Raw genomic sequence first — 20,608 nt, 5'->3', positions numbered from 1 at the left:
TAAACTTTTAAAAATCCCCAAATTTGAGTCCGATGAAAAAGGTTCTCGGGCGATTGGGTCCATAAATATAATCAGAATCGCGCAGGGCACCTGTATCGAAATCGTCTTGATAGCTATTAAATACGTTTTGAACCCCGCCACTTACTTCGGCATGAAAGCGATCCAAAAGGTCTAAATGATAGGTAAGCTTTCCTGTCATATCAAAGAAAGCGTTGGTATCTACCAACTCCATAAAACCCGATTCGCTTATAACATGCGGAACTATCATGGAGCCAGTAAAACTACCTGTTACGTCAAGGTTAAAATCGTCTGTCATTTGCCAATTACTATTCAAAAATCCATACATATTGGGTGCGCGGGTAAACTCATCCACCACCACATCTTCTTCACCAGGCACCGATCCATCGGCTTCAAAAAGCACTTGATCTTCTTTATAAATAGATTTTTGAAAAGTTATTCCCACTTGAAAAAACAACGCTTTACTCGGCGAAACAGTAGCTTCAATATTTGTTCCCGCCACATACGCTCCTTCACCATTTCTAGATTCCTCTAAAATTGAACCATTCGGCAATGAAGCTCCTGTACTTACTGTGGTAAATGGGTTTTGTAAATCCGTATAAAATCCTTCAACCAAGAAATTCGTTTGCACTTTATTAAAATCCTTGGTGAAATTTAAAGAAGCAGTGTAAGCATTGGAAAATTCACTCTCTAAATCTTCTGAAAGGATTACAAAACGTTGTTCTCCCCCAACCGAAGAAATATGAAGATCTTCATTGAATGCCTGTGGCGCCCTAAATCCTCTTGCATATCCCCCACGAAATTGAAGTGCATCGGTTATGTCGTAAAGTACTGTGAAACGCGGACTCACAACGGTTTGATTTACTTCGGAAGTACGTGCGATATCCTGAATGGTGTAAAATCCATCTACATTTACATGATCAAGCCTTGCCCCTATTAACGCTTTAAATTTTTCCGTAGGCTTCCATTCGTACTGCGTGTAAAAACCAATATTGTTAACCTTTTGATCTACCACTCGGTTGTAACCAATAATAGCATCATCCGTGTCATTCAATTGATATTCTACACCGCTCGTTAACACATCTTTATTTTTAAACGTGTGCGTAAACTTTGTTCCAGCCACAAATGCCAAATCCTTAGTTTTTCCGAAGGCATTGTTAGCCGCGGCAGAATCTGCCGCTGTTCTTCCTCCGCCCAAACCACCATAGTAACTGTCCCTATCGGTGTGCTGAACCGATACGTATGCAGAGAAATCATTGCTACGTTCGTCATTAAAAAGTTGATAATCTACTCCAGAAAACACTGTATTATGGTCCAGTTCTTCCGTTACATCTGTAAACTGTGGTGCTAAATCCAAACGATCTCCACCACGGCGATATTCGCGAATTGCGGTGAAGTCAAATCCAATTCTACTGTTATCATTGGGCTTTAAAAAAGCTTTTGTACCTAAAGAGTTGTTGGTTAGTTTAGTAATTTCCGTAAAACCGTCGCCGTTGGCATCATAACCATCTCGGTCTCTAAACATCCCAAAAATAGTGATTCCACTAGATAGATCTTCACTTACAATAGACCCATTAAGGTTTACATTTCTGTCGGGTACTTTTCCATCTATTAATCCTAAATTGGTTGTCACGTCCCACGTATTGTAAATGGGCTCTTTGGTGATAACATTTACCGTTCCTGCAATGGCATTCGAGCCAAACAAGGCCGATCCCCCACTTCGCACAACTTCTACACGATCTATAATACTCACTGGAATTTGTTCCAATCCATAAACACCATTTAAAGCACTAAAAACCGGCCTGCTATTTACCAAAATTTGAGTGTATTGCCCTCCCAAACCATTTAAGCGTACTTGGGTAAAACCGCAGTTTTGACAATTGGTTTCGACCCGAACTCCTGGCTGGTAATTCAAGCCATCGGCTACGGAAATAGATTGGGTAGCGTTTAGTAGCTTCGGCCCAACAACATTGACGATAACAGGAGCCTCTTTTTTGCTAAGACTATTCCGAGTAGCACTCACCACCACTTGATCGAGTCCCAAAGCATCTTCTTCTAACTCGAAGTTTACTACTTTATCGTCACCAGCGCTTACAACTATCTGCCTAGTTTGAGGCCTAAATCCTTGAGCATACACAGCTAAGCTTACTGTTCCTTCTGATAAAGTAAGACTATATTTTCCTGAATCATCTGCATCGGTACCTTGGGAGCCGTTTTTCACATACACACTTCCAAAGGGAACTGGTTTTCCATCCGAAGAAATCGTACCGGAAATGGTTACTTCTTTTTGCTGCGGAAAAGCAATAAAACCAACAAACAGAAAGAAATATAAATAAAGCTTCATTATAGTTTTAGTTTGATTAAATATATTTTTAGACAAACCTAATAATTTATTTTTGATTATAAAATTTTAACAAAGACTTTATTGATTTTCAGTAAGTACTAAGTATCGGACAAATCGCTGGTTGAGTCAAACAAAGTATATGATTGAAACAGAAAAAGCATCAGAATTCTCTGATGCTTTTTCGATAGTTCGAGGGTAGTTATGAAAAAGTTAAACAGGCATTAGTACGCTGTCCTCTACTTGCTGTAAACGTTCTTTTTTTCGTCCAGCTATACTTGCCGAATGTTGCCCCCAAACCATACCTTTCTCATAGTTTTTAATTTTATTTCCGTCTTCCGGATCCATAACCATTAGATAAATCCATTCGTTTTCAAAAAGATTTTTTAGGCTCGGATTCTTCTCCAAAATCTTCTCTATTCGTTTTATAGGCGCCTGAATGCATACAGACAATCTCAATGGTTGATGATAAGCCTCATCATCGGTTTCCATGAGTGACTGTAAGGGCAGTCCTATCTTTAAATCACCACCATTTCCCGTTACCGCACCAAATTTCCCTGTAATGTTATGGGTTATTTTAGATCCGCCGCCAAAAGCTTCGTTGTTTACCGTGGCAAAGTAATAGTGATTGTTAATCCACTGCGTTACCACCATAGGTCCTTGCATAATTCCTTCCAAAGCTGCTCCAGAGGAGTCTAATTCCCAGTTGTAGGAGTGTAAAAAGGATCTTCCTCGAAGATTAAGGCTTTTGGTTAAGGCTCGCGGAGCTATAATAAAAGTGGCATTTTTTGCGAGCCCCCATTCCGGTCTGGTTTCGGTCCAGTCGTTCGCTTTTCGTTGCGCCTTTGCTACGCTATTGGATGTATCTTGCAATCGCTCCTGAGTAGCTTTCTTTTGGATGCTAAGTAAATCATTTTTAAGGTTTTTCAAGCGTTCAAGGTGTGTTTCTGGCACATCCGCATCAAACAGTACAATCTCATCGGTCGTGGTGTTGTGTTCTGCACCTATAAAAACAGTATCGTTCGGGATTGAAAGTTCAAATTCATTCTGTAAAAATCCGCGTACCTCCTTATCGTTTGCCAGACTAGCAAGCATTCTAGCATTATGCCTACCGGGGCTTGCCGCACAAGCACCACATTCTAAACTGGAACTAAAAGCGTTGTTGGATGAATGGCTTCCATGACCCACAAACAGTACGAGTGGAGCAAACTCTTCCCAGCCCATAAGATCGAATGCCGCTTTAACGATACCCGCTTTTTCTTCGATAGCGGCTTCAGAAGTGTATTTCGTTAATTTCGTATCACAAAAGTGTTCATGGTTCGTTTTATTTTTCTGATTAAAACGATACAGGTAATCTGGCACCAGTGTTTTCAGCAACAGAGATACTCCGTAAGCCGCTCCTGTAGTTTCTACGTATCCGAAGGCAGAAGGCAACATATTTTTAAGTCTTCGAAGGAAATAATTCCCGAACTGCCTCCTCTCAATTTTCTTTTTAAAGTTTGAAAAGACCTCTTGTTGGTTATCTTTTGAAGCTTCTGAAACTTTGTAAGAAGAATTCACAATTGGCGGGCATGATTTTCTTGTATTACCGTCCTCCATGTTTTCGTAATCCATCGCGATACCAAAGAAGCCGGCATAGCCGAAGGTTTCATACTTCCCTTGTGATTCTACGTGCCTCCTAATCGCTTCCGAACGGGTATCTATACAGAATACCATTTGTGCATCTGGCTTCTCAATGCCTCCTTTCAGAATTGCTTTAGACCGTAAGGTACTTGTTAAATCCTGTTGCCATGATTTTTCCCAAGCCTTCAGCCAAATATAAGCTAGCTTTAAATATTCAGAACGATTGCCATTCTCATTTTTCTTCGGAAGTATTTTTGTACCAATTTTATGTGCTATCCACAAACGTACCGCCAAGTAATCTTCTAAGGTAATTGGGTTCTTTTTGTGCCAAAGCGAATCTTCATCCACCCGAAGTTTAATATAGCCCGTCCAGCCCGGTAATGCGGCCAAGTGATATTCCATTATTTTTCCACACTCCTCTTCGCTATAAGATGAGAGTACTTGCAATAACGCCTCCGTTTTCGTCTTTGGAATTTCACTGGCCTTGATACTTTTAATTTGACTATCGTACGGAGCCAAAGCACGCCAAGCAGCGTAAAATCCCTTTTGTCTATTAGGCATTTGCCATTCAGACACTCCTTCATCCATGAAGGCACCAAGCCATTTAGTAACTATCTGATCCAATTGGTGGTTTTCGTTTTTCTGTTGAGAAACCCTTTGCGCCTCTAAGATACTTAGAGAATGCTCTGGAGAATCTTTATATCCTTCAGCCAAGAGAAGTTTAGATAAAATGTCCCGATTTATTTCTTCTCCCTCCCATGCTTTACGAAACATTTCTGGACTCGGCATGGCATTGGCGCCCAAAGTGTTTTCTACCTTTTCAATAGCTTTTTGAAATGGCATGTTTTCATACCCCGAAAGAGGGTTGGAGGTTACAAAGGAATAGAGCGGCCACGTTTTTCCTACCACCTTGGAGGCAGCGTCGATAGTTGTAAAGAGTTGCGTTTTTTTCATTATAACTTGGATTTGTAGGATAATACAGTTTTGTTAAAAGGTTGAGAATCGTTGAGGAGTTTCACGTACAGGAAAGGAACTCTTCGGTACACGCCGAGTTTCATGATAAAGAACCCCAGTAAGAACAAGACTCCTGTACTTATTTGCAATACAGAAAGGGAAGTACCAGCATTTGCCAGTGGCATATCAATTAACAATAAGGACACTCCGTTGTAGACAATAGCATAGAGTGCAATCCCGCAAATTGAGAGAAACGCAGGCAACGCAATTCTCTGCGTTGGGGATAGGCTTTTTTGTTTCACTATATTGTAAGTTACCTGCCCCACTGTAATTGCCACTACTAGCGTAAGAATGATTCCACTATCTAGAGAAGTTCCTTTTCCGGTTAGCAAGGCAAAGAGCGCAGCACCCAATACTCCGAAAATCAACACTAGAAAAGATTGCAATGGTGTAATTTTGATTATAGGTCCATCCTCAGGACTTTTTTGCTCCACCGTATCTCCAACAGATAGAAATAAATAGGCTTTATAGAATCCATGGAGTATAAGGTGTGCAACAGCCGCATTAAAGAAACCTAGCCCGCATTGCATAATCATGAAACCCATTTGAGCCATGGTTGAGCATGCTAATTTTTGTTTTACACTTACTTGCAGGAGCTTAGCAAACTGAGCGGTTATAGCCGTTACGCCTCCTATTATGAAAAGTAAATCCAACATACTTGCTGCAAAAAGCAATGGCGCAAAAAGGGTTAGCAATATTCCCGCCGCATTAACAAAACCGGCGTGCATTAGCGCGGAAGCTGGTGTAGGCGCTGTCATGGCAGATAACAACCAACGGTGGAAAGGATACATTGCCGACTGAATAATGGCGGCCAATATTATGAACATCGTGCTCGTTATAAGTACAACTTTGGAAAGCCCATCTATTCCAGCCAAAATACCAGTAATGGTATATTCGTTTGTGTAAAAAGCAAGCAGGAGTGTTCCTATTGCGAGAAATAGTGTTCCCAACATAAAGTATTTTAAAGTAAACTTAAAAGCTTCCCTGGCTTCGCCCCACCTTTTGTCTATCCCGATTAATTGCGCCATAAAAAGACCCATAAATGCCCAGGACAGTAAAAAAGGTAGTAAGTGGTTGGAAATTACAAGTACGAAAACCGACACGGTAAAACCGAGAAGAAAGACTCCAAATCGGTTGTAGTATTTATATCCCTTTAAATAATTACTAGAATAGGTACTAATAATTGCGCTAAAGAAACTTACCACAGTCCAAATTACCATGGTAAAACCATTGATTCTAAAAATTTCATCAAATCTCCATTCTTGAATATTTGGAAAACTGAGAAGGAGAAACAACGCGTTAGCTATAAATAATAGCCACAACAATGGATTTAAAATCTTGAAAATATTAAATGAATCCCGTTTATTTATATTCTTCATAAACTTATATAAGATTTTGTTGTTTGACCTTTACGGTGATTATTAGACAAAGACGGCTTCGCTACTTTTTGCGATATGACAGTAAATTTAACGGCCGTGGCATTCTGGTAATTACCCGTTTTGCTATTCAATTTTGTAGTACTTTTCTTGGCACCTTCCATCATTTGATGAAGGAGAGGAATAGCAAAAATGAACAAGCCAATAATAACTTTTTCAGAAAATGGGTATTGAAATCTATAGGATAATATGATAATTGAAAGAATGCAGAGAAAACCGAGATAAGGCAGTATTTTTGTTTTGAAAAGAGTCATTTGTTCTGTTTTTAAGAAAGCGTGATCTCGATAGTTCCATTAACTGAAAAGCTTTTTTGCGGGTGCGCATTTATAAACTCCTCGACCTTTCTCTTTTCTCCTTCAAGCTGATAGATACGCTCATTGATTAACGCCAAATCAGACTGATGATTTTCTTCCCAAATTTGAAGCTTCTTAACCTTGTTGAAATTTATTTTTTCTTCTAAAAGAGAGGACATAACTTCGCCAATTTGGGTCGCCGTAAACTCACCTTTTACCAGTTGAACAACTTCCGTTTGTTTTTTGATTTTTTCAGATTGTTGAATTTCTGTTTGCATAATACTTTGTTTTTAATAATTAATAGGATGAACAAATCTGAGGTCAAAGTTTCAATTTTTTTTTCATAAATTTTTATTTATATTAGTTATGTTATATATAAAATATTTTAATGAATTATACTTTTCACCAGCTACAGATCTTTTTAAAAATCGCTGAATTAGGAAGCATAACAAAAGCTTCCGAAGCGCTACATCTCACCCAGCCAGCGGTTTCCATTCAGTTAAAAAACTTTCAAGATCAATTTCCAATTCCCTTGACAGAAGTAGTAGGAAGGAAACTTTTTATTACAGATTTTGGTAAAGAAATAGCGCGTGATGCGGAGAAAATCATTAATCAAGTACACGCTATTAATTATAAAACCTCTGCTTTTAAAGGAGAACTTTTTGGCCGTTTAAAAATATCCGTGGTATCCACCGGCAAATATGTTATGCCCTATTTTTTATCGGAATTTATGGATAAACATAAAGGTGTAGAACTTAGTATGGATGTTACCAACAAAGCTAAAGTGGTAGAAAGTTTAGAGCTAAATGAGGTAGATTTTGCTTTGGTTTCGGTACTACCGGATAAATTAAATGTGGAAACCGTAGAATTAATGAAAAATAAATTGTTCTACGTGGCGGGTAGGGAATTTAAGTTGCCAAAAAGCCCTAGCAAAAAAAACTTATTTGAGAAAACAGCACTTATTTACAGAGAACAGGGTTCTGCCACCAGAAATGCCATGGTAGATTTTATTACCCAAAACAAATATACAGTCAAGAAAAAAATTCAATTAACCTCGAATGAGGCTGTTAAACAAGCGGTTGTAGCTGGTTTGGGATGTTCTGTTATGCCCATCATTGGAATAAAAAACGAACTAAAAAGTGGGGATTTAAAGATTGTTCCCGTGAAGGAATTGCCAATAAGTACTACATGGTATTTAATCTGGTTAAAATCAAAGAATTTATCACCCGCCGCACTCGCTTATTTGGAATATATAAAAAAGGAAAAAGAAGCGATTATCAACACAACTTTTGGCTGGGCATTTAAGTATTGAAAAAGCCCAGCAAATTGCCGGGCTTTCTATATTTTAAAAGTAAAATGCTTCGATAAACATCTAATTATTCAAAGCTTCAAATTGAAAAATTTGCTCCATTCAGTCGCTAATTGTTCAATGCTTCCGCTGGAAAAATTTGCTCCTTTCAGTCCCTAATTGTTCAGCGCCTCTGCACCACCAACAATTTCCAAAATTTCGTTGGTAATAGCGGCTTGACGTGCTTTGTTGTAAGTTAATGTAAGCTCTGCTTTTAATTCCGAAGCGTTATCCGTTGCTTTGTGCATCGCTGTCATACGCGCACCGTGCTCAGAAGCAAAAGAATCACGAATTGCTTTATACAACTGCGTTTTCAAAGACTTAGGAATCAACGTTTCCACAATTTCTGCCTTAGAAGGCTCAAAAATGTAGTCTGCTGAAGCAACAGGCTCTTCACTTTCTATAGGTTTAATTGGCAAGAAATCTTCCGTAATTACGGCTTGAGTAGCTGCATTTTTAAAATGATTGTAAACCAATACGATTTTATCGTAAGTGCGCTCCTCAAACAACATCATCAAACGCTCTGCTATCTTAGAAACATTATCAAATGTTAGGTCATCAAAAATCTCATTATTGTTATGTGTAACGTAATGACTCTTTTTAAGGATATCATTTCCTTTTTTTCCAATCGTTACGAAACTCACATTTTTACCAGCATACGTTGATTCCGCTAAACGGCTAGACGTCTTTATGATGTTTGTATTGAAAGCTCCACACAATCCTCTATTGGACGTAATTGCTACAACAAGAACATTTTTAACTTCCCTTCTTTCAGCAAAAACACTTCCAGCATCTCCCTCTAACGTTGCACTTAAACTTTGCAAAAGCTCGGTAAGTTTATCTGAATATGGTCGCATTGCCGTAATGGCATCTTGCGCTTTTTTCAACTTTGCCGCAGAAACCATTTTCATGGCACTGGTAATCTGCATGGTTGAACCCACCGATGAAATTCTGCTACGTATTTCTTTTAAGTTTGCCATTGTTTTAAATTATGAATTTTGAGTGCTGAATTATGAGTTCTTAGTTATTGCTGCCAATATTTTTATCAACTCTTCACACTTTTCCATCATTCCTATTGGTAATTGCCTTCCAGTTGTCTCAAGTATCTCTAACCAGTACTTGGTTTCGTCTGCTTCCTTTAAAGCAATTCCAAACTTATTTTTAAAATCCTTTTTACTAACTGCTCTTTGTGCTTCTCGTGTATTGGCACCAATACTAGTTCCGCTTTTTAGTAGTTGAGTAGCTATAACAAAATCCTTTTCTTGCTTCAGTTTATCGCAATATCTTACAATATCACATGCAAAATCAAAACTTTTTATCCGAATAGGACTTTCATTAATTTTCATTACAAAAAACAACTCATAACTCCCAACTCAACACTTATAACTGGGCCTATTTATATTTTGCTGAAAGCTCTTTAGACACTTGTGTAAGTGTATCGGTAACTTCGTCTGTAAGTTTACCTGCTTTCAATGTATCTAATACGCCTCTGTGTTTTGCGTTCAAATATTCTAAATAGTCGCTTTCAAATTCTTTTACTTTATCAACTGGAACATCCTTTAAAAGGTTTTTAGAACCAGCGTAGATAATAGCAATTTGATCTTCCACGGTGTAAGGATCGTTTTGAGCTTGCTTTAAGATTTCAACGTTACGCTTACCTTTTTCAATTACGTTTCTTGTAGCTGCATCCAAATCAGAACCGAACTTAGCAAACGCTTCCAATTCACGGTATTGCGCTTGGTCTAGTTTCAAAGTACCAGCTACTTTTTTCATGGATTTAATCTGAGCAGACCCACCTACACGCGATACTGAAATACCTACGTTAATTGCAGGACGTACTCCAGAGTTAAATAAATCTGACTCCAAGAAAATCTGACCATCCGTAATAGAAATTACGTTGGTTGGAATATATGCAGAAACGTCTCCCGCCTGTGTTTCGATAATTGGTAGTGCCGTTAACGAACCACCACCTTTAACGATTGGCTTCAAAGATTCTGGAAGATCGTTCATTCCTTTTGCAATCTCATCATCAGCAATCACTTTTGCAGCACGCTCCAATAATCTTGAGTGCAAGAAGAAAACGTCTCCAGGATATGCCTCACGTCCTGGTGGACGACGAAGTAGTAACGATACCTCACGGTAAGCTACCGCTTGCTTAGACAAATCATCATAAACAATTAAAGCAGGACGGCCTGTATCTCTAAAATACTCACCAATAGCAGCTCCAGCAAATGGTGCATAAACCTGCATTGGAGCAGGATCTGATGCATTTGCAGCAACGATCACCGTGTAAGCCAACGCTCCTTTATCTTCTAATGTTTTTGCAATTGCTGCAACAGTAGACGCTTTTTGTCCAACCGCAACATATATACAGAATACTGGCTTACCAGCATCATAAAATTCTTTCTGATTGATAATGGTATCGATACAAACGGTAGTTTTACCTGTTTGACGGTCACCAATTACCAACTCACGCTGTCCTCTACCTACAGGAATCATCGCATCGATAGATTTGATACCTGTTTGCATAGGCTCGTTTACTGGCTGACGGAAAATAACCCCAGGTGCTTTACGCTCCAAAGGCATTTCATAAAGCTCCCCTCCAATGGGTCCTTTACCATCGATAGGGTTACCAAGTGTATCTACAACACGGCCTACCATTTCTTCACCTACTTTAATAGATGCGATACGCTGTGTACGCTTAACAGTATCTCCTTCTTTAATTTCTTTTGAAGGACCTAACAATACAATACCAACATTGTCTTCCTCAAGGTTCAAAACGATACCCTCAAGTCCAGACTCAAACTGCACTAACTCTCCGTACTGTGCATTTGATAATCCGTAAACTCGGGCAATACCATCCCCTATCTGAAGAACAGTTCCCACTTCGTCTAATGAAGCTTTTGCTTCAAATCCTGATAGTTGCTTTTTTAATATTGCTGATACCTCAGCCGCTTTAACTTCAGCCATCTTATTTAGTATTTAGATTTTAGATGCTCTACAATTAAAGCATCTTACCTTTTAATTTAATTTATTAAGAAACGTATGCGTTATTATGTAAATCTCTCTTGAGATTATTTAGTTGATTGGCAATACTGGCGTTGTACTGTAGATCTCCTACACGTAAAATAAAACCACCAATAATGCTTTCATCTATTTTATTTTCAATGGTAGCGTTGTTTCCGGTAAGCTCTTTTACCTTTGCCAACACTTTTTGCTCCAACTCTCCTGACAATGGAACTGCGGTAGTAACTACAGCTACTTCTTCGCCACGCATTTTATCATAGAGAATGATATACTTTTCAGCAACCACCTTCAACAAATTGATACGGTTGTTTTCTATAAGAACATCAATCAATCCTTCTGAGACTGCGTTGATTCCAGAAAAAATCTCCTTTACCGCTGCCTTTTTATCAGAAAGTTTGATGATGGGACTTTGCAATGCATCTTGCAGTTCTTTACTGCCGTTGATAGTTGCAGAAATGTCTTTCATATCGGCACTAACTGCCTCAAGTGCATTTTGCTCCTTGGCGTAATCTAAAACCGCCTTTGCGTATCTATATCCTGCTCTGGTACCTGTCATGGTGTTGCTAACTTACAAATTAGTTCAATGTAACTTCTTCCAACATATCATTAACAAGCTTTAATTGCTTGTCTTTTGAAGAAAGTTCTGACTTCACTACTTTTTCTGCAATTTCTACAGACAATGCCGCTACTTGATTTTTCAACTCAGCAACTGCAGCTTGCTTTTCACTTTGAATAGTCTGCTGTGCTTGTTTTATCATTTTATCGGCCTGTGCTCCTGCTTCCTCTTTTGCTTCAGAAATCATTTTTTCTTTAATTTCACGAGCTTCCTTAATCATAGCATCTCTTTCTGCACGAGCTTCCTGCAATAACTTTTCGTTATCCGCTTGAAGGTTCTGTAATTCTTTACGGGCATCATCTGCTGCACTTAAAGCTTTGTTGATTGACTCTTCTCTGCTATTTACTGCCCCTAAAATTGGCTTCCAAGCATATTTACGTAATAGTACAAATAGAATTATAAAAACTATTATCGACCAAAAAATTAAACTTTCAGGATGTGTAATATTCATTATGAAAAATATTAAAAAACGTTGTGTAACTTTTTAAGGTAAACTATGCTGCAACCAACCGTTGCAGCATAGTTTTGTTGTTTTGTCAAAAATTATTTTGCGATCAACGCAACAACCACTGCGAAAAGCGCTACACCTTCAATAAGTGCTGCAGCAATAATCATAGCAGTTTGAATTTTTGAAGCCGCCTCTGGTTGACGTGCAATAGCGTCCATTGCAGACCCACCAATTTTACCGATACCTAATCCTGCACCGATGGCAGCTAATCCAGCTCCTATTCCAGCTAAAATCATAATTAAAAATTTATAATAGTTATTAAATAAAACTCAATTTTAATGGTGCTCTTCTACTGCTTGGCCAATAAACAAAGCCGAAAGCAATGTGAACACATACGCTTGCAATGCCGCAACCAACAATTCCAACCCGTACATAAACAAGGAGAAACCGATTGATATTGGTGATACCGCCGCTGATTCAAAAATAAATATCAACGACAACAAACTCAATATAATAATGTGACCTGCGGTGATGTTCGCAAACAAACGAATCATCAAGGCAAAAGGCTTGGTGAACATACCCAAAACCTCAACAGGAATCATAATTGGCAACAACCATTTTGGTACGCCCGGAGTTGCAAAAATATGCCCCCAGTAACTTTTATTACCACTAAAAATGGTAATTAAAAAGGTAAACGTTGCCAATACACCAGTAAACAAAATGTCGTTGGTGAGTGTTCCTTGGAATGGAAAGAATGGAATCAACCCGAAAAGGTTACCAATCCAGATTAAAAAGAACACCGTTAATAAATACGGCATGTACTTTTTGTACTTTTTCTCTCCAATATTTGGTCTTGCAATGTCATCACGCACAAAAACAATTAATGGCTCCATAAAACCGGCAATCCCTTTTGGTGCTCTTTGATTCTTTTTATAAGAGTTGGCCACAGGAATGAATATCAACAACATTAAAATTGCTGAAATCATTAAAGTGAACACATTTTTTGTAATAGAAAAGTTAAGTGGACGCTCGTTAGTTACATGATGCTCTTCATCAAAATTCAATCCACCATCAGCGTAGTAAATCTGATCGTGAACACGGGCAAACTTCATTCCGTTTTTCTCAACAATCACTTTTCCTTCTTCATCGTGGTGAAATTCAGAAGACATAAAAGTCACCAACCCGTTTTCTGTCCATAAAATCACTGGAAGCGGCATAGAAATTGCGTGCCCGTTCCAATCTGCAATATGGAATTCGTGAGAATCTTTAGTGTGATGATTTATTAATTCTGTCGGATTAAAAGCCTCATCGTTAGCCTCCTCATTATGAGTGTTTTCGTGTTCTTGTGCAGTAGCTACCAAAGAAACAAAGAACATTACTAAAAGAAAAAATCTCTTGAAAGATTTCTGTGCTATCATCATACCTCGTGTTGATAAAATAAATGGTCCTCAAAAATTTGGTGCAAAGGTACATTTTTTATTCACATTAGGAAGTTAACAACTATTTTTTTTTCGCTTCGGAAGGAAAAGAATATTTTTTATCAAAATATCCTCATTTCAAGAGTTTTATAACAAACAAAGCTTCCAAAAACAAATAAACGAAATAAGGAATGAAGAAACTAAATACGGAAGGAATGGGATTCAACAGGTCTGCTTGAAAAAGCGGTATTAAAAAAACAATTGCCGCGAGCATTTTGAGTCCGCTAAAACCTAAAAAGGCAAAACCCGTTTTATCAGGCAAAATATTGTGAATGGATAGAATTGCCAAATACAGAATCAAAGTAATGGTAAAATGAAAAGCATAAATGCTAACAACGGAATAGAAGAATTCGGTTTCTGAATAAAATATGGATTGTGTGTAGTATTGAGCTGCAAACAAAAGCAAGCTCAAAGGAACCAACACACTGATAAAAGAAAGAAGCTGTTTTTTCATTGAAAAGATCTATTAATCTTTACCTAGATCTTTTACCTGTCTGTACACATTGTAAAGCGCAGCAAATACCCCAAGCAAAGAAAAAATAATGGTAAAAGTCGAAGCGTTATTCGAATATTTCTCGTCGAGCCAAACTCCCAAAAAGACGCCGGCTGCAATAACTATGGCCATTTGAAGGCCAATATTTGTGAACTTAATCCAAGAATTAAGCTGATTTTTCGCCTGCTTTTTGTTGTTTTTGTCCATCTTCTTTTACCGATTTTAAAGAGGCTCCTTTCATAGAGCATGCCGCGTTGAAAGTAGCTCCTGGCTCCACCGCCAATTTTCCAACAATTACATCCCCTTCAATTACTGCCGTACTTTTAAGACTCAGCACGTTTTCAACCTTTAAATCACCATCAAAAGTACCTTCTACATCGGCGTTCATACACTCAATCTTTCCAATTACTTTTCCGGCTCTACCAATTACCACTTTTCCTTTTGCAGTAATACTGCCCTCTAAATCGCCATCAATACGAATATCGGCTTCAGAAATTAAATCACCTTTAATTTTAGTGTTTTCAACAATTCTATTGGTCTGACCTTGAATGGGTTCTATTCGGTTTTTTTTAGATTCTGCAAACATCTTTTTAGTTATTTAGATTCGGGTTATTCGTATTATATTCAGCTAAATAAGAAGGCAAATTCTTGTGAATTTGTACTTTTCTATAATTGGGTGACGAAATTACAAATTTCTCATGCTCAACCAAATAATCTTTGTTAATGTTTAATAGCTCAGCGTAGCCTTCAGCACGGAGTTTACTATCAAAACCGTGAACTACTAGAAATATTGTATTCGGGTTGTAAATATCTTCAGAAAGGCTTACATAGCCATATTTTAAATCAACAAGTGATTCCTCTATTGTCTTTTTGAGCGTTTGCAGTTCTTCACCTTGATTAGAGGCAAAAGGATATATAACTTTCCAATTATTGGAAGATGTAGGTTCTATAGTAAAAGTAGAATCGGCTACCATTGGAATTGTGTTATCCAAGATATTTTGAGCCTCTTCCCCCTCCTCGCTATTAGGATAGTTCAAGGCAACATAATTTAAAGCCTCTTTATAAGCTTCCAATCCATACAGTCTAGCTTTTGCCGTGGCTTTTAGCATTTCAAACTTTAGCATTACGTCTTCCCCGTTGTATTTAGAAATACTTTCGTCTGCTTCTAAAATCACTTTTTCATATTGCTGATTTTCAAAATCTTTATACAACGCTGCATAAACAGCATCCGGACTAGAACCATCGTTTGCAAGCACGGCTTCTGGATTTTTTAATATTTCGGCGTAGCGGGACCCGGCATGGTTGGCTATTATGTCTGCTTTATATTGATCTGCTAAAGGCGAACCTACTTGCTGATAAATTTTAAAGAGATTGTACTTCGCCGGAAGTACCAAACGCTCTTCCGGATTATTATCCAGCAAGGTTTCCAATTTATTGATGGCTAAATCGTACTCTTGAAATTTTTCCTTATAAATCAATCCTAATTGGTAATAGGCAAAGTTGTTCTCTTCTACAATACTGTCAATGGCCTCGGGCTCTGTTGGCAGCTGATCTGTGTAATAACTTACTTTATATAAATTTGAATCTTCCGGTGCAGCTATTTCGGTAATTTGTTGCTGCTGAATAGCGCCAACAGCCTTTTTGTTTAAACGCCAGTTATCTTCCAAAGCTCTATTTCCCCATATTTTTCTAAACTCCTGTATTCCGTATTGAACACTTGCTTGGTTATAGAAATAGAAATCGGCACTTTCTCTTTTTTTATTACTATTAATACCGCCTAGAGTCCCAAAACTATTTTGTTGCATCAAGGCAATTTTTTCTTTCTCCCTTCGCACATCTTCTACGGCTTTAATAGAGTCGATATATTTTTGATAGTAAGCATTCTGTTGTTCATCGCTCATTGCAAGAACGTTTAAAATGCTATCGTTCCTACTTGCAATTGCCTCATATTTGATAACGCTCTCTAAGTTTTCACGTTTTCTAGTAAGAGTTCTAAATTTCTTTGAATTCGGATTCAAATTCGTTAATGTACTATCATAATAAGCACCTGCATCTTTGTAATAAGCGTTATCAAAATACATAACGGCCAAATCCTCATAGTTTAATGCGTTTAAAATAGGATCACTTTCGGTATTTCGAAGTGATTGGTTTAAATAATATTGTGCTAACGCAATACTGTCTTTTTTTAGGTAATAAGCGGCATTGAGTCGATATAGTTTCCCAAGGTAAGGTCGGTTTTCCCGATTTCGTTCTAACTTGTCTAAAAACTCCAACAAGGTAGAATCTTCTTCATCACGCTGATACTGGTTCTTAATCTTTTCCACATAAGCGTTCATCATGTAGATTCGAGGTGATTTCCGGTTTAGGGCAATCACTTTGTCAAAAGCCATATTGGCGCTATCCAGTTCGCCTTTTTCATCGTAAAGCTGACCGATTATGTAGTTGTAACGCCCTTTTTCTTCATTTTTCCTAGTGATATTTGCCGCGAGTTTCAATCGGTAAATGGCACTATCCTTTTGTTTTAAATTGATGTATGCCTGCGCCATCATTGCAGAAGCATCCGCATATTGCTGATCGGTAATATCCAATTGAAGGATTTTTTTGAAGTTGGTAAGCGCCACTTCTTCATTTTCCATCCTAAGATTGGTTTTCTCACGCCAAATTCCTGCTTGATGAATAATATCACTATCGGTATACTTCAATAAAATGTAGTTGAATGCTTCCAAGGCCGGAACAAACCGTTGGTCGTAATAACGTGCTTTCCCAAGCAGCAAATAAGCTTCATCTATTTGCGGATTTCGCTCTTGACCACCAATATTCATCCCGTGCTTTTGAATGGCTTTCGTGGCTTTTTCTTCCGCTCGACGGAAATTAGGATTCAACTTAGCCGTATCAATGATTATTTCATCACGTATTTCCATACGTTCCACAGGTAGTATTTCCCAATAATTATCCACATAGGTTTCGGCCAACTGCTCTTGCCCTTCCTCCAAGGCAACTTGCCCGTTGTAAAGAATATTGAACTTTGTATTTAAAGCGTGGAAATTTCTATTTATAGCAGTATCTTTCTTGGTAGAACAAGCCATTGCCAAGAAAACCATAAGTAGCAGATACGCAGGTATTTTAAGGTATTTAGTCAAAACCTAGGTTTATTTCAATAGTAACTTTGAAGTTAGTTATTTATTGCCGAAACGAGGTAAAAATACATTATTTTTTGATTCTTGCTATTTCTGAAGTTGATTAATGTTAAAAAAGCGCATCGCGAAAGTGAAAATATTACTTGTTGAAGTTTAAGTAATCCGTTTTTCGCTTCTATTTATAATACTTAATATCTAAAAAAATAGCGAATGGAGGAAGTTCATTTTTTGTCCATCCCGAAGCGCTTGAACTTCTCAAAAAAGTAGTTGATTTTTGCTTTGTTTGTTGATAGAACAATTGATTATCTTCTTGAGATTTATACCAAAGCCGCACCGGTTCAATTGCTACTACCATATCTTGTTCTATCTCCAACTTCCTTTCGGAAACATCTATACTTATCAATTCATCATTTTTATAGCTTTTTACAAAAAGCGGTTCCTTTAGGATGGATTTTACAAGTTTGTTTTCTTTTGAAAAGGTGTACATATTAATTCGGAACAAAACGCTGTCGATTGTATTTTCCGAAAGCATGAAATTTACTTTTTCAATTCGATAATCTACCCCTGGATGATGAATTTTAAGTCCGTACTCCTTTCCAACTCCGTACGCATCTGTATTCGCTTCCCCTGTATTGAATATCGATGTTCGGTAGCCGCCCAGTTTCTTCTTTTTCCATCGCTTTTTTCTTGTATCTACAATCACTTCTTCAAGCTGAATGGCCTCCGGAGACATGCTTACAATATTGCTTTCTTCAATAACATGTGTTGGAATTTTCTGTGTTTTATAACCCAAACTGGAGAAAACCACTGTTGGATTTTCATCTATCAGCTCACTTTTAATCTTCAAACTGAAACTTCCGTCTTCCTTTGAAATAGTTCCGAAATTTTTGTTTTCTATTCCGACGTTTACATACGGAATTGCCTTTTTTGTTTCTGAATCGATTACTTTTCCTTCAATAGTTCTTTGGGCAACGACAGTATTTCCAAAAACAAAAAAGAAGGTGGTAAAAATTAAAATATGCTTCATATAAAGCTATTCGCTCACCGGAATTTGAGCAGCATCGCTTAAAATCTCCTCAGAAAAAAAGGTTTCCAACTCTTTTAAAGTGGCTTCGGAAGTTTGTATGTCTTTAACCGTCTTCCCTTTTTCCAGCACTACAATACGTTCACAGACTTCGGTAACATGTAACAAATCGTGACTGGAAATAAGAACGGTCACCTCCGGCTCGTCTTTAAAGTTTTTGATAAGTTTTTTCAATCGGAATTGTGTTGAAGGGTCTAAATTGGCAAAAGGTTCATCTAGAATAATCACTTTTGGCTTCCCGATAAAAGCAGCTACAATCCCCACTTTCTTCTGATTTCCTTTCGATAAATCCCTCAAATACTTCTTTCCACCTAGAATTTCGCCGTGGAAGAACTCTTCATAATCCTTCAGAAAAACATTTACATCTTCTTTGTTTAAACCCCGTAGTTCTCCAATGAAATAGAAGTATTCTTCTGGAGTTAGATAGCCAATCAAAAAGGTTTCATCTATAAAAGCTGCTGTGAAAGGCTTCCAGTTTTCACTGGCATTTACTTGTACATCGTTATTTTTTACGAAACCAGAGCTCGGTTGGATTAAATCGAGAAGCAAACTGAAAAGTGTGGTTTTTCCAGCTCCGTTATTACCTACCAATCCGAATATTTGTCCGTTTGGGATTTCAAGGTTTTCTATAGACAAAACCATGTTCCCATTATATGTTTTTGAAAGATTTTCTACTGTTATCATAATCTAATTTTTTTGTTTGTAGGCGGCCAATGTTTTATACTTTTCAGTTTTATACACCTTTTCTATTTTATTGAATACCTTCTCTTTAAAGGCAAATCCTAATATTCCCGTGAGTACCACCAGCAAATACCCTAAAAACGGACAAACGGTATAATGGCCTGCGGCATATAATAGCACTGGTAACACCAATTTTGGCAACATAAGCAGCAATGTCTTTGCATTAAAAGCCTGTGCATCGCCAAATGCTTTTTTATTTGTGGTAAGGTCGATGGGCGTTTTTACGTAAGCTCCACCCCACAGAACCATGTGGGAATTTACTCCGATGTTGTAAATGGCACCCACAACAATCGCCAAATACACCTCCCAGCCGTAATAAATATAAAAAGTCGCCAAAATGGTAGTAACAATAGTTGCCATAACCAAAAGCCACCATTTTGCATTGAGGTAATCCCGATAACGAATATTCTGACTCATCATTAGCGGGTAATATGCACTGTCCCAACTAGGCACAAACTGACCAAAGCTGAAAAGAAAGCCCCCAGTAACAAAAATGGCAGCAAAAATACGCCAAGGCGCTCCTTGATAGACTTCCAAAGCTCCCGTAAAAAATAACAATCCATAAAAAATAAAAAGGAAGCTCATAAATACAGATGTTTTTGAACGCTTGTTTCTTTTAATGAGCTTGATATCATTTTTAAGAAACACAGAAATACTTCCAAACCTGTTAAGCCAATCTAAATCTTCTGCTTTAGCCTCTTGATGTTTGCTTGCCAATCCAGCATCGAGGTATAAATTTTTTCTGAAGTATGAAAAAGCCACATAATACAATACTATCAGCAATAATATAGGCGCCAAAACAGTGTAAGGCACTCCGTAGAAAAGTTGAAAAACAGGTCCCGTGTACAAGGTGATATCAAAAATCCCATAATATTGTAATGTCCCCAAAATGATTATGCAGCCAAATACCACGCCTAAAAAAGCATTAACCCCATTTAAAAATATATTGATGAAATTATTGCAATACAAAAGCATGTAAATACCCAAAAACCACGTAATCACTTGCAAAGGTTCATAACCATTGCTTATCAAAACCACGCAAAAAGGAACAAAAAAGAAAGCATGAATGATATTAAAAAACGAGAAAACAGTTTTCCAAAGACTGAAATGCACTATTTTACCTTTTTTAAACGGTAAATAGAGCAAAGGTTTAATATTTACCACCGGCATTTTTTGAAGCATGTACCGAAAGAGTAAATCGCCAACCAAGTAATAAATTAAAATTCTACTTACCACTTCTAAGGCGTTCAACTGCAACTTTTCTTCAATTAAATAATATGCCGCTCCACCCAATATTGAAAATGTAGCTATTAAATAAAGAGCGATAAAACCCATAAGGATTTTCATACCCAAATTGGTGGAAAAAGAAGCCGACCTAAAAAAAGATTTCCATTGCAGTGAAAAGAAATGCTTTAACATAAAAAGAATTGTTGGTTAATGCATCTGTATGAGTGTATTAAAGTAAGAAAATGTTACAAGTTTTAAGCGATGTTTAGAAAATCTCGTGCTAT

The 20,608-nt window shown here is 37.6% G+C and carries 19 protein-coding genes; 1 reads left to right on the top strand and 18 read right to left on the bottom strand.

Going from position 1 to position 20,608, the window contains the following annotated elements; translation table 11 throughout:
* Positions 1–7 precede the first annotated feature (7 nt).
* The 4 genes from NDQ75_RS05370 to NDQ75_RS05355 form a co-directional block, all read right to left on the bottom strand.
* Positions 8–2,362, bottom strand: a complete 2,355-nt coding sequence (locus tag NDQ75_RS05370) for a TonB-dependent receptor (protein WP_202028367.1) — start codon at positions 2,360–2,362, stop codon at positions 8–10.
* Positions 2,363–2,572: 210 nt separating this feature from the next.
* Positions 2,573–4,936 (bottom strand): DUF2309 domain-containing protein, encoded by a 2,364-nt coding sequence (locus tag NDQ75_RS05365; protein ID WP_202028366.1) that lies wholly within the window; start codon positions 4,934–4,936, stop codon positions 2,573–2,575.
* Entirely contained in the window at positions 4,936–6,375 is a 1,440-nt protein-coding gene (locus NDQ75_RS05360) for a proton-conducting transporter transmembrane domain-containing protein (RefSeq protein WP_202028365.1), read from the bottom strand. Before NDQ75_RS05360 ends, NDQ75_RS05365 begins: the two co-directional genes overlap by 1 nt.
* Before the next feature lie 322 nt (positions 6,376–6,697).
* Positions 6,698–7,003 (bottom strand): hypothetical protein, encoded by a 306-nt coding sequence (locus tag NDQ75_RS05355; RefSeq protein WP_202028364.1) that lies wholly within the window; start codon positions 7,001–7,003, stop codon positions 6,698–6,700.
* A 110-nt stretch (positions 7,004–7,113) separates the two neighbouring features.
* Between NDQ75_RS05355 and NDQ75_RS05350 the strand changes: the two genes are divergently transcribed.
* Complete coding sequence (locus NDQ75_RS05350) at positions 7,114–8,037, top strand: LysR family transcriptional regulator (RefSeq protein ID WP_202028363.1); 924 nt, start codon at positions 7,114–7,116, stop codon at positions 8,035–8,037.
* A gap of 152 nt (positions 8,038–8,189) precedes the next feature.
* Here NDQ75_RS05350 and atpG read toward each other — a convergent pair whose 3' ends face one another.
* The 14 genes from atpG to NDQ75_RS05280 all read right to left on the bottom strand — a co-directional run bounded on the left by atpG (position 8,190) and on the right by NDQ75_RS05280 (position 20,516).
* A complete protein-coding gene (gene atpG, locus NDQ75_RS05345) occupies positions 8,190–9,053 on the bottom strand; it encodes an ATP synthase F1 subunit gamma (RefSeq protein ID WP_202028362.1) in 864 nt (287 codons plus the stop codon).
* 30 nt (positions 9,054–9,083) lie between these two features.
* A complete protein-coding gene (locus NDQ75_RS05340) occupies positions 9,084–9,419 on the bottom strand; it encodes a four helix bundle protein (RefSeq protein WP_202028361.1) in 336 nt (111 codons plus the stop codon).
* Positions 9,420–9,465: 46 nt separating this feature from the next.
* Positions 9,466–11,043 carry a F0F1 ATP synthase subunit alpha gene (atpA, locus tag NDQ75_RS05335; RefSeq protein ID WP_202028360.1) on the bottom strand — a complete coding sequence of 526 codons (1,578 nt, stop codon included), beginning with the start codon at positions 11,041–11,043 and terminating at the stop codon, positions 9,466–9,468.
* Positions 11,044–11,107: 64 nt separating this feature from the next.
* The gene (gene atpH / locus NDQ75_RS05330; RefSeq protein WP_202028359.1) at positions 11,108–11,656 is read right to left on the bottom strand and encodes an ATP synthase F1 subunit delta; all 549 of its coding nucleotides are present in this window, start codon (positions 11,654–11,656) and stop codon (positions 11,108–11,110) included.
* Positions 11,657–11,675: 19 nt separating this feature from the next.
* The gene (locus NDQ75_RS05325; RefSeq protein WP_202028358.1) at positions 11,676–12,167 is read right to left on the bottom strand and encodes a F0F1 ATP synthase subunit B; all 492 of its coding nucleotides are present in this window, start codon (positions 12,165–12,167) and stop codon (positions 11,676–11,678) included.
* 92 nt (positions 12,168–12,259) lie between these two features.
* Positions 12,260–12,460: an ATP synthase F0 subunit C gene (atpE, locus tag NDQ75_RS05320; RefSeq protein ID WP_008611555.1), complete on the bottom strand. Its 201-nt coding sequence runs from the start codon at positions 12,458–12,460 to the stop codon at positions 12,260–12,262.
* A gap of 39 nt (positions 12,461–12,499) precedes the next feature.
* Entirely contained in the window at positions 12,500–13,582 is a 1,083-nt protein-coding gene (gene atpB / locus NDQ75_RS05315; protein ID WP_202028697.1) for a F0F1 ATP synthase subunit A, read from the bottom strand.
* 133 nt (positions 13,583–13,715) lie between these two features.
* A complete protein-coding gene (locus NDQ75_RS05310; protein ID WP_202028357.1) occupies positions 13,716–14,096 on the bottom strand; it encodes a DUF6168 family protein in 381 nt (126 codons plus the stop codon).
* Positions 14,097–14,108: 12 nt separating this feature from the next.
* Positions 14,109–14,342 carry an AtpZ/AtpI family protein gene (locus tag NDQ75_RS05305; protein ID WP_202028356.1) on the bottom strand — a complete coding sequence of 78 codons (234 nt, stop codon included), beginning with the start codon at positions 14,340–14,342 and terminating at the stop codon, positions 14,109–14,111.
* On the bottom strand, positions 14,302–14,721 hold the full coding sequence (locus NDQ75_RS05300) for a bactofilin family protein (protein WP_202028355.1): 420 nt from the start codon (positions 14,719–14,721) through the stop codon (positions 14,302–14,304). Before NDQ75_RS05300 ends, NDQ75_RS05305 begins: the two co-directional genes overlap by 41 nt.
* 4 nt (positions 14,722–14,725) lie before the next feature.
* The gene (gene porW, locus NDQ75_RS05295; RefSeq protein WP_317191281.1) at positions 14,726–17,275 is read right to left on the bottom strand and encodes a type IX secretion system periplasmic lipoprotein PorW/SprE; all 2,550 of its coding nucleotides are present in this window, start codon (positions 17,273–17,275) and stop codon (positions 14,726–14,728) included.
* Positions 17,276–17,447: 172 nt separating this feature from the next.
* Positions 17,448–18,299 (bottom strand): carboxypeptidase-like regulatory domain-containing protein, encoded by an 852-nt coding sequence (locus NDQ75_RS05290; protein WP_202028354.1) that lies wholly within the window; start codon positions 18,297–18,299, stop codon positions 17,448–17,450.
* 6 nt (positions 18,300–18,305) lie between these two features.
* Positions 18,306–19,040 carry an ABC transporter ATP-binding protein gene (locus NDQ75_RS05285; protein WP_202028353.1) on the bottom strand — a complete coding sequence of 245 codons (735 nt, stop codon included), beginning with the start codon at positions 19,038–19,040 and terminating at the stop codon, positions 18,306–18,308.
* A gap of 3 nt (positions 19,041–19,043) precedes the next feature.
* On the bottom strand, positions 19,044–20,516 hold the full coding sequence (locus tag NDQ75_RS05280; protein ID WP_202028352.1) for a DUF5687 family protein: 1,473 nt from the start codon (positions 20,514–20,516) through the stop codon (positions 19,044–19,046).
* Positions 20,517–20,608 lie beyond the last annotated feature (92 nt).

It is taken from the genome of Galbibacter mesophilus (assembly GCF_023721415.1).
GTDB classification, from domain to species: Bacteria; Bacteroidota; Bacteroidia; order Flavobacteriales; family Flavobacteriaceae; genus Galbibacter; species Galbibacter mesophilus.
The sequence above is the reverse complement of the archived record's forward strand: the minus strand, read 5'-3'. Positions and strand labels throughout refer to the sequence as shown.

What these genes read in the sequence shown, in the direction of transcription:
- NDQ75_RS05325 (WP_202028358.1), bottom strand. Translation starts at nt 12,167, where the DNA reads ATGAATATTACACATCCTGAAAGTTTAATTTTTTGGTCGATAATAGTT.
- NDQ75_RS05360 (WP_202028365.1), bottom strand. Translation starts at nt 6,375, where the DNA reads ATGAAGAATATAAATAAACGGGATTCATTTAATATTTTCAAGATTTTA.
- NDQ75_RS05300 (WP_202028355.1), bottom strand. Translation starts at nt 14,721, where the DNA reads ATGTTTGCAGAATCTAAAAAAAACCGAATAGAACCCATTCAAGGTCAG.
- NDQ75_RS05365 (WP_202028366.1), bottom strand. Translation starts at nt 4,936, where the DNA reads ATGAAAAAAACGCAACTCTTTACAACTATCGACGCTGCCTCCAAGGTG.
- atpA (WP_202028360.1), bottom strand. Translation starts at nt 11,043, where the DNA reads ATGGCTGAAGTTAAAGCGGCTGAGGTATCAGCAATATTAAAAAAGCAA.
- NDQ75_RS05310 (WP_202028357.1), bottom strand. Translation starts at nt 14,096, where the DNA reads ATGAAAAAACAGCTTCTTTCTTTTATCAGTGTGTTGGTTCCTTTGAGC.
- atpH (WP_202028359.1), bottom strand. Translation starts at nt 11,656, where the DNA reads ATGACAGGTACCAGAGCAGGATATAGATACGCAAAGGCGGTTTTAGAT.
- NDQ75_RS05350 (WP_202028363.1), top strand. Translation starts at nt 7,114, where the DNA reads ATGAATTATACTTTTCACCAGCTACAGATCTTTTTAAAAATCGCTGAA.
- NDQ75_RS05340 (WP_202028361.1), bottom strand. Translation starts at nt 9,419, where the DNA reads ATGAAAATTAATGAAAGTCCTATTCGGATAAAAAGTTTTGATTTTGCA.
- atpB (WP_202028697.1), bottom strand. Translation starts at nt 13,582, where the DNA reads ATGATAGCACAGAAATCTTTCAAGAGATTTTTTCTTTTAGTAATGTTC.
- atpE (WP_008611555.1), bottom strand. Translation starts at nt 12,460, where the DNA reads ATGATTTTAGCTGGAATAGGAGCTGGATTAGCTGCCATCGGTGCAGGA.
- atpG (WP_202028362.1), bottom strand. Translation starts at nt 9,053, where the DNA reads ATGGCAAACTTAAAAGAAATACGTAGCAGAATTTCATCGGTGGGTTCA.
- NDQ75_RS05305 (WP_202028356.1), bottom strand. Translation starts at nt 14,342, where the DNA reads ATGGACAAAAACAACAAAAAGCAGGCGAAAAATCAGCTTAATTCTTGG.
- NDQ75_RS05290 (WP_202028354.1), bottom strand. Translation starts at nt 18,299, where the DNA reads ATGAAGCATATTTTAATTTTTACCACCTTCTTTTTTGTTTTTGGAAAT.
- NDQ75_RS05355 (WP_202028364.1), bottom strand. Translation starts at nt 7,003, where the DNA reads ATGCAAACAGAAATTCAACAATCTGAAAAAATCAAAAAACAAACGGAA.
- NDQ75_RS05280 (WP_202028352.1), bottom strand. Translation starts at nt 20,516, where the DNA reads ATGTTAAAGCATTTCTTTTCACTGCAATGGAAATCTTTTTTTAGGTCG.
- NDQ75_RS05285 (WP_202028353.1), bottom strand. Translation starts at nt 19,040, where the DNA reads ATGATAACAGTAGAAAATCTTTCAAAAACATATAATGGGAACATGGTT.
- NDQ75_RS05370 (WP_202028367.1), bottom strand. Translation starts at nt 2,362, where the DNA reads ATGAAGCTTTATTTATATTTCTTTCTGTTTGTTGGTTTTATTGCTTTT.